Origin of the sequence: Rhodococcus sp. SMB37, assembly GCF_004345605.1 — a bacterium.
Classification (GTDB): domain Bacteria; phylum Actinomycetota; class Actinomycetes; order Mycobacteriales; family Mycobacteriaceae; genus Rhodococcus.
In genome coordinates, this window is sequence record NZ_SLVY01000029.1 from 19,075 (window position 1) to 34,564 (window position 15,490).

The 15,490-nt window shown below is 65.8% G+C and carries 17 protein-coding genes; 8 read left to right on the plus strand and 9 right to left on the minus strand.

What is annotated here, in order from left to right; all coding sequences use genetic code 11:
- Positions 1-35: 35 nt before the first annotated feature.
- Entirely contained in the window at positions 36-947 is a 912-nt protein-coding gene (locus EV641_RS28210) for a hypothetical protein (RefSeq protein WP_132476765.1), read from the plus strand.
- Positions 948-1,027: 80 nt separating this feature from the next.
- Here EV641_RS28210 and EV641_RS28215 read toward each other — a convergent pair whose 3' ends face one another.
- Positions 1,028-2,848 carry an NAD(P)/FAD-dependent oxidoreductase gene (locus EV641_RS28215; RefSeq protein WP_132476767.1) on the minus strand — a complete coding sequence of 607 codons (1,821 nt, stop codon included), beginning with the start codon at positions 2,846-2,848 and terminating at the stop codon, positions 1,028-1,030.
- A gap of 155 nt (positions 2,849-3,003) precedes the next feature.
- Here EV641_RS28215 and EV641_RS28220 point away from each other — a divergent pair, with 155 nt between their 5' ends.
- Complete coding sequence (locus EV641_RS28220; RefSeq protein ID WP_132476769.1) at positions 3,004-4,281, plus strand: GAF domain-containing protein; 1,278 nt, start codon at positions 3,004-3,006, stop codon at positions 4,279-4,281.
- A gap of 267 nt (positions 4,282-4,548) precedes the next feature.
- Positions 4,549-5,787 carry a glycosyltransferase 87 family protein gene (locus EV641_RS28225; protein ID WP_132476772.1) on the plus strand — a complete coding sequence of 413 codons (1,239 nt, stop codon included), beginning with the start codon at positions 4,549-4,551 and terminating at the stop codon, positions 5,785-5,787.
- Here EV641_RS28225 and EV641_RS28230 read toward each other — a convergent pair.
- Both EV641_RS28230 and EV641_RS28235 read right to left on the minus strand, forming a co-directional pair.
- Entirely contained in the window at positions 5,757-6,086 is a 330-nt protein-coding gene (locus EV641_RS28230) for an AzlD domain-containing protein (RefSeq protein ID WP_054713876.1), read from the minus strand. The genes EV641_RS28225 and EV641_RS28230 overlap by 31 nt on opposite strands.
- Positions 6,079-6,777, minus strand: a complete 699-nt coding sequence (locus EV641_RS28235) for an AzlC family ABC transporter permease (RefSeq protein WP_054713878.1) — start codon at positions 6,775-6,777, stop codon at positions 6,079-6,081. Before EV641_RS28235 ends, EV641_RS28230 begins: the two co-directional genes overlap by 8 nt.
- Before the next feature lie 58 nt (positions 6,778-6,835).
- Between EV641_RS28235 and EV641_RS28240 the strand changes: the two genes are divergently transcribed.
- On the plus strand, positions 6,836-7,576 hold the full coding sequence (locus tag EV641_RS28240) for a M50 family metallopeptidase (protein WP_132476775.1): 741 nt from the start codon (positions 6,836-6,838) through the stop codon (positions 7,574-7,576).
- Here the strand turns inward: EV641_RS28240 and EV641_RS28245 are convergent.
- Both EV641_RS28245 and EV641_RS28250 read right to left on the minus strand, forming a co-directional pair.
- On the minus strand, positions 7,573-8,226 hold the full coding sequence (locus tag EV641_RS28245; RefSeq protein WP_132476778.1) for a cyclase family protein: 654 nt from the start codon (positions 8,224-8,226) through the stop codon (positions 7,573-7,575). The genes EV641_RS28240 and EV641_RS28245 overlap by 4 nt on opposite strands.
- 30 nt (positions 8,227-8,256) lie before the next feature.
- Positions 8,257-9,066, minus strand: coding sequence for an acyl-CoA thioesterase domain-containing protein (locus EV641_RS28250; RefSeq protein ID WP_132476781.1), 810 nt, complete (start codon positions 9,064-9,066; stop codon positions 8,257-8,259).
- Between the two features lie 66 nt (positions 9,067-9,132).
- Here EV641_RS28250 and EV641_RS28255 point away from each other — a divergent pair, with 66 nt between their 5' ends.
- Positions 9,133-10,221, plus strand: coding sequence for a nucleoside hydrolase (locus EV641_RS28255; protein ID WP_132476796.1), 1,089 nt, complete (start codon positions 9,133-9,135; stop codon positions 10,219-10,221).
- Positions 10,222-10,255: 34 nt separating this feature from the next.
- A complete protein-coding gene (locus EV641_RS28260; RefSeq protein WP_132476784.1) occupies positions 10,256-10,663 on the plus strand; it encodes an Lsr2 family protein in 408 nt (135 codons plus the stop codon).
- Here the strand turns inward: EV641_RS28260 and EV641_RS28265 are convergent.
- On the minus strand, positions 10,602-12,092 hold the full coding sequence (locus EV641_RS28265; RefSeq protein ID WP_132476786.1) for an FUSC family protein: 1,491 nt from the start codon (positions 12,090-12,092) through the stop codon (positions 10,602-10,604). The two genes, EV641_RS28260 and EV641_RS28265, sit on opposite strands and share 62 nt — an antisense overlap.
- 70 nt (positions 12,093-12,162) lie before the next feature.
- Here EV641_RS28265 and EV641_RS28270 point away from each other — a divergent pair, with 70 nt between their 5' ends.
- Positions 12,163-12,675 carry a MarR family transcriptional regulator gene (locus EV641_RS28270; protein WP_054713884.1) on the plus strand — a complete coding sequence of 171 codons (513 nt, stop codon included), beginning with the start codon at positions 12,163-12,165 and terminating at the stop codon, positions 12,673-12,675.
- Between the two features lie 95 nt (positions 12,676-12,770).
- Here the strand turns inward: EV641_RS28270 and EV641_RS28275 are convergent, their stop codons facing one another.
- Together EV641_RS28275 and EV641_RS28280 are read right to left on the minus strand one after the other, a co-directional pair.
- Positions 12,771-13,244 carry a hypothetical protein gene (locus EV641_RS28275; protein WP_054713885.1) on the minus strand — a complete coding sequence of 158 codons (474 nt, stop codon included), beginning with the start codon at positions 13,242-13,244 and terminating at the stop codon, positions 12,771-12,773.
- Positions 13,245-13,289: 45 nt separating this feature from the next.
- On the minus strand, positions 13,290-14,102 hold the full coding sequence (locus EV641_RS28280) for a DUF72 domain-containing protein (RefSeq protein WP_054713893.1): 813 nt from the start codon (positions 14,100-14,102) through the stop codon (positions 13,290-13,292).
- Between the two features lie 120 nt (positions 14,103-14,222).
- Here EV641_RS28280 and EV641_RS28285 point away from each other — a divergent pair, with 120 nt between their 5' ends.
- Positions 14,223-14,810, plus strand: a complete 588-nt coding sequence (locus EV641_RS28285) for an HdeD family acid-resistance protein (protein ID WP_132476788.1) — start codon at positions 14,223-14,225, stop codon at positions 14,808-14,810.
- A 25-nt stretch (positions 14,811-14,835) separates the two neighbouring features.
- Here the strand turns inward: EV641_RS28285 and EV641_RS28290 are convergent, their stop codons facing one another.
- On the minus strand, positions 14,836-15,246 hold the full coding sequence (locus tag EV641_RS28290; RefSeq protein WP_054713895.1) for a pyridoxamine 5'-phosphate oxidase family protein: 411 nt from the start codon (positions 15,244-15,246) through the stop codon (positions 14,836-14,838).
- Positions 15,247-15,490 lie beyond the last annotated feature (244 nt).

The window sequence follows — 15,490 nt, forward strand, 5'->3', positions numbered from 1 at the left end:
AGAAGCCGCCGAACGGGGCTGCGACGCTGCCAACCATGGACGAACCGACACTGCTGATCCGCTCCGAGCTCCTGTCTTCCGGAACAACCGTCGACGAGATCCGTCAGGCACTGCGCACCGGGACGTTGCGGCGTGTCGCGCGGGGCATCTACATCGACGGCACGACAGATCCCGATCCCGTAGCCCTGCATCGCGTTCGGGTGCTGGGCCTTCGTGGGAAACTGCGTGACGGCGCCGCTGTCAGCCATGTCTCGGCTGCAGTAATGCACGGATTGGCGCTGTGGGACGTCGACCTCTCCCGTGTTCATATCAGCCGCAACCGTGCGTCGGGTGGCCGACGCCTGGACACCCTGCACGTCCACACGACTTCTCTCCCGCCTGACGAAGTCGGCCGTGTGTCCGGAGTGCCGGTGACATCCGTCGCGCGGACCGTCGTCGATCTGGCTCGAACGCTGCCGACGGATCACGCCGTGGTCGCCGGAGACTCCGCGCTGCGGATGTATCCCGACGCGCTACCGCTCCTGACCGATGCCGTGAGCACTGCCCGCACGAGGACGGGCGTCGCGGCAGCCCGTCGAACGGTGGAGTTCCTCGACGGACGGAGCGAGAGCCCCGGCGAATCACTGAGCCGCCTCCGCATCGCCGCCGCAGGGCTACCCGCCCCGGAGTTGCAGTACGAGCTACGCACCGATTCCGGAGCATTCGTCGCTCGGACCGATCTCTACTGGAAGGACGTCGGTGTCGTCGGGGAGTTCGACGGCCGAAGCAAGTACGGGGCCGACGAACCCGGAGCGACCGCGGAGACCGTCCACAAGGAGAAGCTGAGAGAGGACGCACTCCGCGCGCTGGGCCTCGAGGTCGTGTGTTGGACGTGGCAGGAACTGTTTCACTTCGACACTGTCCGAGCTCGCCTCTCCGCCGGGGCGGGGAGGGCACGTCGCCGATGACCGCGCGGTGCGCGGACAGGTACACGACGTCGACCGACGGTATCTGCCCGCGCACCGCGCGGCTGCGTGGCTTCCAGGCGTCAGCTCAGGTGGTGGACTTCCTGAAGGCCGTAGACGGGGGTCGGGATTCCCTCGTACCGCGCCTTGAGCTGGAGGGCGAGATAGAGCGAATAGTGCCGCGACTGATGCAGATTTCCGCCGTGGAACCACAGCCCGTCCTGCTGCGTGGGCTTCCACATGTTGCGCTGCTCACCCTCCCACGGACCGGGATCCTTGGTGGTGTCCGAGCCCAGACCCCAGCACTTTCCGACCTTGTCGGCGACGTCCTGACCGATCAGGTCGGCGACCCAGCCGTTCATCGAACCGTAGCCCGTCGCGTACACGACGAGGTCCGCGTCGAGTTCGGTGCCGTCCTCGAGGATGACGGAGTTCTCGGTCAGCTCACGCACATTGCCGTGCGCGAGCTTGATGTCGCCGTTCGCGACGAGTTCGGACGCACCGACGTCGATGTAGTAGCCGGACGCGCGTCGCAGGTACTTCATGAACAGACCCGACCCATCGTCGCCCCAGTCATGGAGGAAACCGGCCTTTTCCAGGCGCTCGTAGAAGTCGGCGTCGCGTTCCGCGATCTTCTGATACACGGGGATCTGGAACTCGTGCATGATCCGGTACGGCAGCGACGCGAAGGTCAGATCCGCCTTGTGCGTGGTCACGCCGTTGGCGAGTGCGCGCTCGGAGTAGAGGTCGCCGAGGCCGAGGTCCATGAGCGAATCGGACTTGACGATGTGGGTCGACGAGCGCTGCACCATCGTCACGTCGGCACCGACCTCCCACAGTGCACCGCAGATGTCGTGCGCGGAGTTGTTGGCTCCGATCACCACGGCTTTCTTACCGGCGTAGGCATCCGGTCCCGGGTGTGCGCTCGAATGATGCTGATCGCCCTGGAATCGGTCCATGCCCGGGAAATTCGGCACATTGGCCTTGCCCGACATTCCCGTCGCGATCACCAGCTGCTTGGGCCGCAGCACGAGCGGCTCCCCGTCGCGCTCGACGTTGACGGTCCACTCGCCGGCCGCATCGTCGTACGAGGCCGACGTGCACAACGTCTTCGACCAGTACGGCACTTCCATGATGCGGGTGTACATCTCGAGCCAGTCGCCGATCTTGTCCTTCGGCGCGAACACCGGCCAGTTCTCCGGAAACGGCAGGTACGGAAGGTGGTCGTACCAGACGGGATCGTGCAGGCACAGCGACTTGTACCGGCCGCGCCACTGGTCGCCGGGACGGTCGTACTTGTCGAGCACAAGTGCCGGGATCCCCAGCTGACGCATCCGCGCGCCGAGAGCGATACCGCCCTGACCACCACCGACGATGACGACGTACGGCTGCGTCTCGTAGCCGAGCTCACGTTCCTCTGCCTCGCGCTGCTCCGACCATGTGATGCGGTGGCGGTCGGCGCCGTGCTTCGTCCCACGCGGGCGGCGCTCCTTCTTCCCCTCCTCGTGGCCCTTCAACTCCTGGAGCGTGGTGAGCAGCGTCCATGCGCCCTCGTCGTTCAGACGCAGGTGCCCTTCACCGCGACCGACGGTGGTCTCGAAAGCGATCCAGGCGCTGACCACGCCGTCGTCCTCGGTCGGTGTCTCCGTGGTGCGGAAGCCGCTCGGATCGGTGTCTGCGAGGCGTTCGCGCAGCATCCCGGCGACGCCGTCGCGTCCCTCGACAGTCTTGAGGTTCCAGGTGAAGGAGACGAGATCACGCCAGAAGCTGTCGGTGGCGAACATGCCTGCAGCCGCCTCGATGTCACGCGCGGCAAGCGCCGCTTCGAAATCTCGCAGCCACACGTCCACCCGCTGCTGCGGGTCGGTGACGTGATCGGAGGGGTGCTCGAGAATGTCGGTCATGGCCGATCCTTTCCGCTCGTTGATGTGATCCAGCACACTCTCGATGCAACGTCGCGGCAAGCGTTGCATCACGTTGCGTGTGGCGCGCGACACAACGCGGGACCTATGCTGCGGGGACCAGCAGGGACTACGGAGGGTGGTGACACGGAGCGACAGTGAGCACCTTCAGCGCCATCACGCCCGGCACCGATCTGTCCCGATACGCCCGCGATCTGATGCGAATGCACGACACGGTCATCGGCGGTGGTACGCCGACGATGCAACCGCGCAGCGTCGTCGCCCGGTCGTGGTCCCGAGTCCTGCGCACCGGCCTCGACCCGATGGGCAGCAACACGCGCGTTCCGTACTCGCTCGAGGAGATCGAACAGCGTCGGCGGTCGTCGCCGCTCGCCGCGATCATCGGCGACCTCGAACAGGTGATCTCGCCGGTCGCCGACGCATCACAGATGCTGCTCGTCGTGACGGACGCGGACGGCGTCATCCTGTGGCGCAGCGGTTCGGCGCGCGTGCGGTCGCGAGCCGACACGCTGGGGTTCTGCGTGGGTTCCGTCTGGACGGAAGAGAAAGTTGGCACCAACGCGATCGGCACCGCACTGGCCGAGACCGCGCCGGTGCAGTTGTTCTCCGGCGAACATTTCGAGCAGTCGCAACACCCCTGGTACTGCACGGCCGCGCCGATCCACGATCCGATCAGCGGTGATCTGCTGGGCATCGTCGACGTCAGCGGCCCGGCCATGACGCTGCATCCTGCGATCGGAGCGCTCGTCGACACCGCAGTGCGCCTCGCCGAATCGCAGTTGTGGCGGCAGCACGAACACCGGCTCGATCGTCTGCGCACCGAGGCCGCACCACTGCTCGCCTCGGTCAACGGCCCGGTGCTGCTGGTCGACGATCACGGATGGGTCGCGCACGCTTCCGGTGTCGCCGCGACCCGTCGCATCGGGGCTCCCCGCACAGATCGGGCCCTGACGGTCCCCGGCCTCGGGCTGTGCGTACCGGAACAATTGCCGCACGGCTGGTTGATCCGGCCGTCCGAATCCACAGCGACGATCCGCATGACGCTGCAGCTGTCGTCGTCGCCGACGGTCGAGGTAGAAGGCACCGGACGCCAGTGGCGCAGCGCTGTGACGGTTCGGCACGCCGAGATCCTGCTACTGCTGCACCTGGGTGGCCGCGTCGGGATGTCGGTGACGGAATTGAGTCACACGCTGTTCGGTGACGCCGATCATGCCGTCGCCGTACGCGCGGAGGTATCCCGGTTGCGTCGTGCGTTGGGCTCGGTCGTGGAGAGCCGGCCGTATCGATTGGCCGAATCGGTGGAGTTGTCGCTGGATCTCGGTGGCGCCGAACGCCTCAGCGAGTGCGCATTCGTGCTGCACTGTGCGGGTTCCGGTGTCCGAGCCACGATCTCAGAGAAATATTCGACAGTCTAGCGATTTTCCAATAGTCCAGAATATTCATGGGACGCGCACACTCGATTCGATTCTCTACAGGTATCTATCGGTCATTCGAGAAAGCGAAATAGACCGGATACACACCTCGGCCCGCACTCGACCGGAAATGCCTAAACAGGATAAACCGACCACTTTATGCGGAGTAGAGGTCCGGAGCGGGCTGCGCCGTACAACGTTTGTGTAACGTGACGACGGGGTCGCCCCGACGGGATCCCGAAATGTCGTCGTCCCCCGGAGGTCTACCTCGTGCTGTTGTCCGAAGTCCGCGCAAGGCCCGTGCACTCCGCACTGATCGCCATCGGACTCCTGGTCACGGCGTACGCGGTGGCGGGATACGTCCAGGACGCGTTCACCGAATACCTCATGGACCTCGATGTCTTCCGCGACGCCGGGTACGCCTTCCTTCACCACACCCCCCTGTACACAGAGGGTTTCTACAGCCACTCGGGCTTCCGGTTCATCTATCCACCGTTCGCCGCGTTCCTGTTCGCGCCGATGGCGTTGATCGGCAGCACGACACTGCAGGTGCTGTGGACGGCCGGTCTCATCGCCCTCGTGTGGTGGATCCTCAAGGTCGTCTACCAGCGTCTCGACATCACCCGCGCGAGCCTCGTCGCCTCCGCGTCCCTCGGTGTGGTGTTGCTGCTCGAACCGTTCCGGTCGAACTTCGCGTTCGGCCAGATCAACATCATCCTCATGGCGCTCGTCGTCGCCGACGTGCTCGGTGTGATCCCCTCGCGCTTCCGCGGCATCGGCATTGCGGTGGCCGCAGCGATCAAGGTGACGCCCGCCGCGTTCGGTCTGTTGCTCCTGCTCCGCAAGGACATCCCGTCGGTGGCCCGGGCGTTCGGGGCGTTCTTCGCGACGGTCGCGTTCGGCTACTGGCTGCGGCCCGACTCCTCGGTGTTCTTCTGGACCGACGAATTCTTCGCGACCGATCGCGCCGGCGACCAGGAATTCTTCCGCAACCAGGCACTCACCGGCTTGATCGCCCGGTTCGGATTCTCCGAGGGCACAAGCAAGATCCTGTGGATCATCGGCGCCGCGATCATCGTCACCGCGACCGCGTGGGCCGCGCACCGCTTCCTCCGCGCAGGCGAAACCGTGCCCGCCCTCGCCCTGGTGGGGCTCGCGACGCTGCTCGCCGCACCGATCGCCGTCACCCACCACTGGGTGTATTCGCTGTTCCTGGTGCCGCTGCTCGTCGCCCCGCGTTACCGCCGCTGGTGGCCGGTGCTCCTGCCCGCGACGTTGATCTTCCTGTTCGGGCCCAACAAGCTGCTCACCGATGCGTCGTCGCGCGGCTGGGTGGAACAGATGGTGCTCGAGACCCTCGGGAACTCGCAGGCCATCATCGCGGTCGTCGTGTTCGTCGCCGGGGTCTTCGCAGCGCGCAGCCGTCGCGGGGAGACCGTGACCCCGATCCCGCCGGTCACCATCCCGCCAGCGAACGCTCAGCTCCAGAAGGCCGACGCCACCAAGTAGAGGCCGGTTCCTGCCACGGTGCTCAGCGCCGCGTTGCGCCGCCACAGGTGCATCGCGATCGTGCCGCACAACCCGATCGTCGCGGGGAGCCACGTCGTCGCGCCCACCTCCCGGAGCGTGTACATGACGAGGATGATCATGACGCCGACCGGCATCGTCCGGCCCAGGAAGTCGACGACGGCCGAGTGCTTCAGGGCGGACAGTGCCACGAATGGAGCGGCGCGCAGCGAGACCGTCACAACGAACATCACCAGCAGCGCGCCGAGCACATATCCGGCGCCGGGTACCGATTCAGGCACTGGCAGTCCTGTTCCGATAGACGAACCGGGCGAGCAGACACGCAACGAACAATCCCAATCCGACGACGAGCATTTGTTCTTTCGCGATCAACATCGCCACCAGTCCGCACACCACCGCGATCACTGTGGCCGGAACGTCACGGTTGACACGGAACGCGTCGATCGCGAGCACCGTGAACAGGGCGGTGAGCGCGAACTCGAGGCCCGTGAGGCCGGCGGGCAGCACCGCGCCGATGAGTGCGCCGACGACGCCCGACACCACCCACATGGCCTGGCACAACACCTGCACGGTCAGCACGCGGGTGCCGGACATATCCTGGCCGGCCTTCGGCGCGACGATCGCGTAGGACTCGTCGGTGAGCGCGTAGACGGCGTAGAGGCGGCCGATTCTGCTGCGGATCGAGCGCAGGGGAAACGACAGTCCGTAGAACACATGCCGGAAGTTCACGAGCAGCGTGGCCGCGGCGATCGACGCGAACGGCGTGACCGCGCTGATGAGACCTATCGCCAGGAATTCCATCGAGCCGGCGTAGATCACGATCGAGAAGATCGGCGCCCACCACCAGTCGAAGCCACCCTGGGTGAGCACCACCCCGAACGCGAGGCCGAGCGGAATCAGTCCGAGTCCGACGGCCCACGAGTCCGCGATACCCGCGCGGACAGCGGTGGCACGACTGTCAGGCATGCTCATGAGGTTATCGGGGCCGGCGACGTGTCGTGCCTCACCTGTACCCGACGAAAGGTGACCAGTGGCGTCGAGCGTCGACTCGTTCACGAACGCGGTGCAATCCGCGTGGCAGGCCGTCACGACCGTCGACGAACCCGCGTCGACGGCGCTGGTGGTGGTCACGGCGGTGATCGCGCTGATCCTCGTGACGGTCCGGCCGCTGTGGCGCAAGACCCGCCACGTGATCACGCAGGCGCACGAGGGTTCGCATGCGCTCGTCGCGGCCTTGGTGGGACGCAAGCTGTCGGGCATCCGACTGCACAGTGACACCTCTGGGGTGACGGTGTCGTCGGGGAACCCGCGCGGTCCGGGCATGGTCGCGACGGCGTTCGCCGGGTACACCGGTCCGGCAGTGCTCGGTTTCGCCGCGGCCACACTGCTGACCCTGAACCGACCGGCGGCGGTGTTGTGGTCGATTCTCGCGGCGTTGGCGCTACTGCTCCTGCTGATCCGCAACCTGTACGGATTCTTCTCCGTCGTGGTCGCGGGTGCGATCGTGGGTGCCGCGGCCTATCTCGGTGATCCGGTCGTGCGATACGCCGCGGCGTATCTGATCACCTGGGTGCTGCTGCTCGGCGCGACACGTCCGGTGTTCGAACTCGCCCGCACACACATGCGAGGCCGTGGCCAAGGCTCGGACGCCGACCAGCTGAGGTGGCTGACGAAGATTCCTGCAGGTGTGTGGATCGTCGTGTTCGGTCTGATCACGGCAGGAACCGCGCTGTACGGGACGGCACGTGTCGTGGTGACGCACGTGCCCTAGAACGACTCGACCTGCATCGCCACCGCGCGCACGGGTGCCCCGTCGGCGCCCACGAACGGAATCGGCAGCAGGTTCACCAACGGATCCGGGAAATCGATCGCCGCGAGATTCGTCAGGTTCTCGCAGATCACACCACCCGCGGCGGCGATCACGTGGTGCGCGGCGAGCTCCTCGTCGCCCGTGGGGTCGATGCTCGGAGCGTCGATACCGACGGTGCGCACTCCGCGGTCGAGCAGCCACCGGCACCCGTCCGCGTTCAGCGCCGGATGCCGGAAGTACTCATCGGTGCCGAAGTGCGCCGACCAACCGGTGTGCACGAGGGCGATGTCGCCCGCGCAGAGTTCGGCCCCGTCCCACAGGCCCGGCCCGATCAGCTCGCCCGGGCCGACGCGGCCGCGTACGTCCAGTACCACTCCCCTGCCCACGAATGCTGTGGGCGAAATCCGGTCGACGGAGTCACCGTCGTCGCGGATGTGTCGGGGCGCGTCGACGTGGGTGCCGGTCTGCGAACCCATTGCGACGTGCAGCAGGTTGTAGCCGTCGCCGGCGATGGTCGCATGCGGAGTGAACACGGGCGCCGGGTCTCCCGGATACACCTGTGTGCTCGGTGACACTGGGTGGCTGAGGTCGACGATCCGCACTACTCGCATGGCGCACATGCTAGTTCGGCATCATCGCCCTCAGCCGAAATCCACCTGCCGGTGCGGATCGGCCAGTGCGGTCACCGTTCCGGAACCGAACGGCCCGAGCCGATCGAACAGCACCGACGTGCCGACGGAGATGCCGTCGGAGCTGATGTGGTGGTCGGCCTCGACACCCACCTCCGGCCCGACGGGCAACCGCGACAGGGCCAGGGTCAGGTCGGCGTTGATGAATCCGACGCCGCGGTCGCTCCAGTTGGTCACCAGGCTGGTCGCTTCCCCGACCGTCGCGGTGCGCACGAACGGCGACATTTCTTCTCCGACGACGACGGGCAGCTGGCGTGCCCACAAGCGCTTGCGGCTCGCATTCTGGTGCTCGGATCGGTTCGACGACCAGCCGTCGGGGTGATCGTCGCTACCGAACCAGGTGGGGAAGACGAATCCGGTCTCCGGGTCGGCGGGGGTCTCCGCGGGCGGCTCCGGCCGGTCCTCGCGGACCCACACCACACCCGGTGGCTGCTCCGACGGCCGCAGGAAGACGACGGTCGCGCGGGCGGAGACGTCGTCACCCTGCATCAGCAGCGCATCGGCGACACGGATCCGTTTACCGTCGCGGATGCGCGTCGTGGTGAATCGGACCTCGTCGTTGCGGACGGGCTTGAACAGGTCGACGGTCAGGCGCGCGGGCACCATCGCGTCGTCGCCGTGCCGATTCTCGAGTTCACGGGCGATCAGCCCGCACACGCACGGGCCCGCGAGCATCGTCGACGACCACGGGCTCACCGCGTACTTGGTGGGCCGGTACGTGCCGTCGACGTCCGTGAAATAACCCCAGACCTTGTTCTGCATGGTCGAATGCTCTCAGGGGGAGGTACGGCGGTCGATCGGGACCCCGTGATGCGCGCTGCAAACACGATGTCGCAAGATGTGTGCGTGGGCTCCCCCAACCTTCCGATCACTTCGACTCGACTCATCGTCGACGTGGACACCGGCATCGACGATGCGCTCGCGTTGCTGTACCTGGTCGCGAGTCCGGAGGCCGACATCGCCGCGGTGCTGTGCACTGCCGGCAATGTTCCCGTCGGCCAGGTGACCGCGAATACCCTTGCGGTGCTGGATATGTGTGGCCGTGCCGACATCGAGGTCGCGGCCGGAGCGCAAGTTCCGCTCGTCGCACCGTTGATGACCACCGAGGACACCCACGGACCGCTGGGTGTCGGATATGCCGAGTTTCCGGCGACGTCGAGAGCGCCGTCGTCTCGCTCCGCAGCCGAGGCATGGGTCGAGCTCACACGCGAGTACCCGGGCGAGTTGACCGGTCTGGTCACCGGGCCGATGACGAATCTCGCGCTGGCCGTGAGGATGGATCCGGAGCTGCCGCAGCGACTGCGGCGTCTGGTGATCATGGGCGGATGTTTCAACCATCCCGGCAACACGACACCGACGTCGGAGTGGAACGTGGCGGTCGATCCGGAGGCCGCGCGCGAAGTGTTCGACGCGTTCTCCGGTCTGCCCTCCCGGCAGCATCCGATCGTGTGCCCGCTGGACACCACCGAGACCATCGAGATGCATCCAGTGCACGTGGACCGCATCGCGGAGGCCTCGGAAAGCACTCCCGCCGAAGCATTGTCGCCCGACGACCCGCGAGGGCAGCGGTCACGCGCATCGAATCAGGTGGTTCGGCACCTGTCCGATGCGCTGCGCTTCTACATGGAGTTCCATCGCGACCAGAATCTCGGTTATCTCGCCCACGTCCACGACCCGTTCGCGGCGGCCGTCGCACTGGGCACCGTTCCGTACACGACGACACCGGCGACGGTGGACGTCGAACTCGAGGGGCGGCTCACGCGGGGAACCACGATCGCAGACTGGACCGGGATCTGGCGGCGCGAACCGAATGCCGCTATCGTCACGGCGACCCATCCCGAGGTGTTTTTCGAACACCTCACTGCCCGGGTTGGTGCATTCGCCCGGAATTTGAAGCTACCCTCCAGTAACAACTAGCGTCTAGTTGGAAGTTCGGGGACAAGGAGACAGTGTGGCACAGCAGGTGCGTGTCGAGTATTACGACGACATCGACGGCGAACCGATTACCGATGGTCTGGCACAATCGTTCCGGATCACCGTCGACGATATCGAGTACGAAATCGATCTTCGTCCCTCCAACGCGGACAAGTTCTGGGCAGTTCTGCAGCCGTGGCTGAACGAGTCGAAGCGCAACCGGACACCGAAGCTGCCGAGCATTCCTCCGACAGCGCATGCAGCCACTCCTACCCCCGCTCCCACGCGGACGCGAAAGCCACGTACCCGCAAGGTGATTCCCGGACGCTCTCCTGAGCAGCTGGCCGCAGTGCGCCACTGGGCGCGGGGGCAGGGATTCGACGTCAGCTCACGCGGACGCATTCCGTCGCACATTCTCGAGAGTTTCGAGGCAGCTCACGCGTGACCTCGGTCAGGTGAGCACGGTCGCCGCGCTGGAGGGTCAGCGCGGCGACGATCACACCGACCACCACCCCGACGAGAGTGTCGAGGACACGGCTGAGTGCGACATCCGCACCGATACCGGTGCCCAGACCGGTCAGCATCAATGCCATTGCCGTGACGAAGACGGACGCAAGAGCGTAATTGCGCGTGACCACCATTTCCGTGACGGTCTGCAGCACCACGATCACGACGACCAGCGGCCAGTAACCCAGGTCGAGAACCAGCAGGACCACCGCGAGCACCGCACCGAGCGCGTTGCCGATCAGGCGCTGGATCGCACGCTGAACGGTCTGCCGATAGTTCGCACCCTGCAGCGCGGCCATCGCCCCCATCGTGGCCCAGAGCGGATGCGCCATACCGAGTGCCGCTGCGATCCATCCCGCGACCAATGACGCCACCACGACCCGCGCGACGCCGATCACGATCACCCTGTCGCCCAGCCGCCGCACACCTTCCACGAAGAATCCGAAGAACCTGTCGACTCCGCGCACACTCGGAATTGCGTGGACAGACGCTCCGGAGCGGGGAATGTCGATGTCGCGACGTACCTTGCGCAGTTCCGCTTCGAAGCGATGGAAGTCGGCGCGACGCGCTGCCGCGGTGTCGTGCGAACCACCGTCGACGACCTTCTCCGCTGCGTCGAGCAGTGCAAGGAGTTCGTGACTGTGGGACCGCATCCTGGGATCACCACCGAGCGCGATCACCTCGCGAGCGCGGGCGATGTGCTGGCGGGCCGTCGCAACGTCCGCGGCACCCGGGGATTCGAGCGCGGCGACCGATGCCAGCGCCCGGGCGACCGCGATACGTGCGGGGCTGTGCGGATGCGACAGCGCGGGGAGCATGGCAACGATCCAGCCGATGGCAGACCCGACGGCGGCGGCGGAGGCGGCGAGTCCCACGTCGGCGGCATTCTCGGCGAAGCCGGCCGCACCGGCTGCGGCGAAGATGAGGATGACGGGGCCCGGTCCGGTGATCCGGAAGGCAGTGAGCAGCCAGAACGATACGCCGGCGGCCACCGAAAGAAGCAGAATCTGCAACCACATCGTCAGCCCTACTGCGCCGAGTGTGGCACCGAATGCGGCGAACGCGACGAGACCGACGCCGACGCAGGCCAGCTTCGTGGCGAGCCGCGGAAACGGTTCGTAGCGTAGAAAGGCCGACGACAGCGCACCGAGCGCGGCGAATCCCGCGACTTCCTGATGACCGAGGAGGCCACCTCCGACCAGCGCGATCAGTGTGGCCACTCCGACGCGAACAGCCACGGCGATCGTCGGATCGGATCGGCGCATCTCGAGAGACTCGCGCCACGCGGTGCCCGACAGCGAATGCGCCAACGCGCCGCCCGAGTAGCGAAGGCGGTTGCGATCAGTGCGGTGAGACGTCCGTTGCATCCTCCGATTCTAATACTTCGCATGTAAATTATGTATGAAGTTGTTGTCCTCGGGCCGTTAGAATGCACACATGCCCACGTCCTCTGCTCGCTCCGACTACGTCGAACGCATCCGCAACGCGTGGGCGGCCCGCTATCCCGAACTCGATCTCCGGCCGATCGACGTGATCGGTCGCATCACCCGCATCGGCTCCCTCGCCCTCAACCGGCTCGACAGAGAACTCGAATCGAGCGGGATCGGCCGCACCGAATTCGAGGTGCTCAGCGCCCTCGCGCGCAGCGACTTCCCGCTGCGCGCGAGCGAGGTCACCTCCGTCACCGGCATCTCGGGGGCATCCACCACCAAGCACACCGAGCGGCTCGTGAAGATCGGTCTGGTCGAACGTCAGCGTCTCGAACGCGACGGGCGCGTGGTGCTGCTCTCCCTCACCGATGCGGGGCGTGAACTCGTCGAGCGGGCGCTTCCGCGGCGCATCGAGAGTGAAAAGCAGATGCTCGACGGACTCAGCGACGATGAACTCGACCTGCTTACCGGACTGCTGCAACGCATCGCGCACAACGTCGAGGACCAGACGCTGCACTGACCTACAACGCGGTGAGTTCCCCCACCTCTACAGGTTTCCGCGGGTCGTCGATCCACGGAAACCCGCAGGAGCCGAGGAAGGTTCAGTGCGCTACCTCAGGGCATCTCGACGGTTTCGGCCCGCTCGATCTCGGCGACAGCACGCCGCAGATACGGACCGGGAGCGGCTTTGCGCGCAGCAAGCAGCTCGGCCAGCACCAGCAGTCCCGCGGTCACGTAGTCGCCCGGTCGTACCTTCGGGGCCTCGTCATCGTGCACTCCCAGAGTGCCGGTGAGCACGGCGACCACTGCGTCGGGCTGCAGCGACGGCAGCCAGCGCATCGCGTTCCGAAGAGTGTTCTCGAGCACGCCCTGCACATCTTCACCCGTCAATCCCTCGGGGTGCAATTCCTCGAGCAACTCGCGCACCATCCCCGCATGCACCGCGGTGACCTGCTCGTACGGCAGAGTGTTCAGCTCCGCGAGTGCTTCGTCGAACACCGGCACCGTCTCGCTCCGGACCGCCGTCAACGCGGTGTCGGTGTGGGTGGCGATCTGTCGGGTGATCGTCGGCCAGTGTTCGGGCCACACGGAAAGCTCCTCGTAGTTCTCGGTACAGCAGGTCAGGCACAGCGGTCACAAGCGACGCTGCAACTCCAGCGCGTCGTGTGGTGCAAATCCTTTCATGTCGTTGTCGAAATACACGTAGACGTCCAGCCCTTCGCCCAGCCACACCTCGATGCGTTCGGACCAACGATCGAGCGCTTCGGATGTATAGCCACTCGCATACAGTTCCTTGTCTCCGTGCATCCGCACATACACGAAGCCCCCGGTGACCTCGGTCAGGAACAGATACCGCCCCGCGGTGTCGGCGACGACGAGAGCGATGTCGTGCTTCCGGAACAGGTCGATCGCCGCGGGCGTCGCGAAGTCGGAGTGGCGCACTTCCACCGCGTGCCGCAGCGGCCGGTCGGCATCGGTGTCCACCCAGGCCCGGTCGTCGGGCACCTTGTCGGTGCAACCGCGAGCCAGCTCGACGGCCTTCGTCGTCGTCCGCGGCAACAAGTCGAAGAACCCGGAGAGTCGGGGCTCGTCGAATCCCAATGTGGGCGGCAACTGCCACAGCAGCGGCCCCAATTTCGGCCCGAGAGCCAGAATGCCCGACGCGAAGAAGTTGGCGAGCGCCTCGTCGACGTCGAGAAGTCGTTTCATGTGGGTGACGAACCGCCCGCCCTTGACCGCGAAGACGAAATCGTCGGGTGTCGATTCGAACCACGCCCGGTAACTGCTCGGTCGCTGCAGTGAGTAGAACGAACCGTTGATCTCGATCGTGCCGAGCCTCTCGGACGCATACTCGAGTTCACGACGCTGTGCCAGGCCCTTCGGGTAGAAGTCGCCCCGCCAACCCGGATACCGCCAACCGGATATACCGATCCGTGCCGATGCCACGTTCCGAGCGTACGACTCGTCCACTTGCCGCGAGTGACATCGATTCCCGCGCGAATCAACGTAACCGGTCCTATCCTGTGAAGGCCGTCAAGATCGCGAAGTCATACGCAAGGAGCCGCTATGTCCGCGAACCGAGAGCCTTCGGTCGACCCGTTCCGCTCGTTGTTCAAGACAGTCTGGTGGGTGGTGCTGATCCGCGGCATCCTCGCAGTCCTCTTCGGCATCATCGCCCTGGTGTGGCCCGGAATCACGGTGTGGGCGCTCGTCATCGTGTTCGCGGTGTATGCCATCGTCGACGGCGCCGTGCTCGTCTGGCATTCCATCCGAGATCGCGCAACCCTGGACGGCTGGGGGCTATGGCTGGCGATGGGTATCGTCTCCGTGCTCGCCGGCCTGGTCGCACTCTTCTGGCCCGGAATCACCGCACTGGTGCTGCTGTACCTGATCGCGTTCTACGCCATCCTGTTCGGCGTCATCGGTATCGTCGGCGCCCTCCGGTTCCGAAAGGTCCCGGATTCAGGATGGGTGTGGTCGCTGGTCGCCGGTGTCGTCGCAGTGATCTTCGGCGTGATCCTGCTGATCTTCCCCGGCTCGGGCATCCTCGGTCTGATCGTCCTGCTCGGCATCTACGCGATCCTGTTCGGAGTCCTGCTCATCGTCATGTCGTTCCAGGTGCGTAGCGCCGCGAAGAAGGCCGGCATCCTCTGAGCAGGCCGTTCTTCGCGGGGGAAGCTCAGACGGCGTCCTTCAACCGACCCCAGGCGTGCCAGCGGTCGATCTCGATCCACGCGCTCACACGTTTGCGGTCGCGGACGCCGTAAGGCTGCCCGGTGTAATGCCGGGCGATCCGGTCGATGTCGGCCAGGTCGGGGTCGTCGACGAATTCGACGACCCTGCCCTGGATGCTTACGTGGGTGACCCAGTCTTCCGGGTCCATCGCGCTCAGGGCCACGCGCGGATCGTTCCGGAGGTACTCGAGACGCTTGCGGCCCTCGTCCATGTTCACGAGGATCCGACCGTTCTCGTACAGGTACCAGGTGGGCACCGACACGGGTTGGCCACTGGCACGCAACGAGGTGATCGTGGCGTGGTTGGGGCGGGTCAGCAGTTCGGCGACGGCATCGGGCAGCGGGGGCTTCGGCACGGTGTGGTCCTTCCTGTTCGACACAACTGTGTTCGACCTTATTCCCGTTTGCCCGAAAGCACCGCGCGTCACGCGCGAGGTGTCCGACCATGGAAGGCGACAGCAACACCGGTCGAGGAAAGCAGGAACCATGCCGAAATACCTGTGGCACTAAGAGCGTGTCTCATGTGGGCAGCTTCTTGAAACAAGTGAGTGCAGCTCCGAGATGGAGGAACCCGACGAAATGTTCGCCGCAACGCTCGTA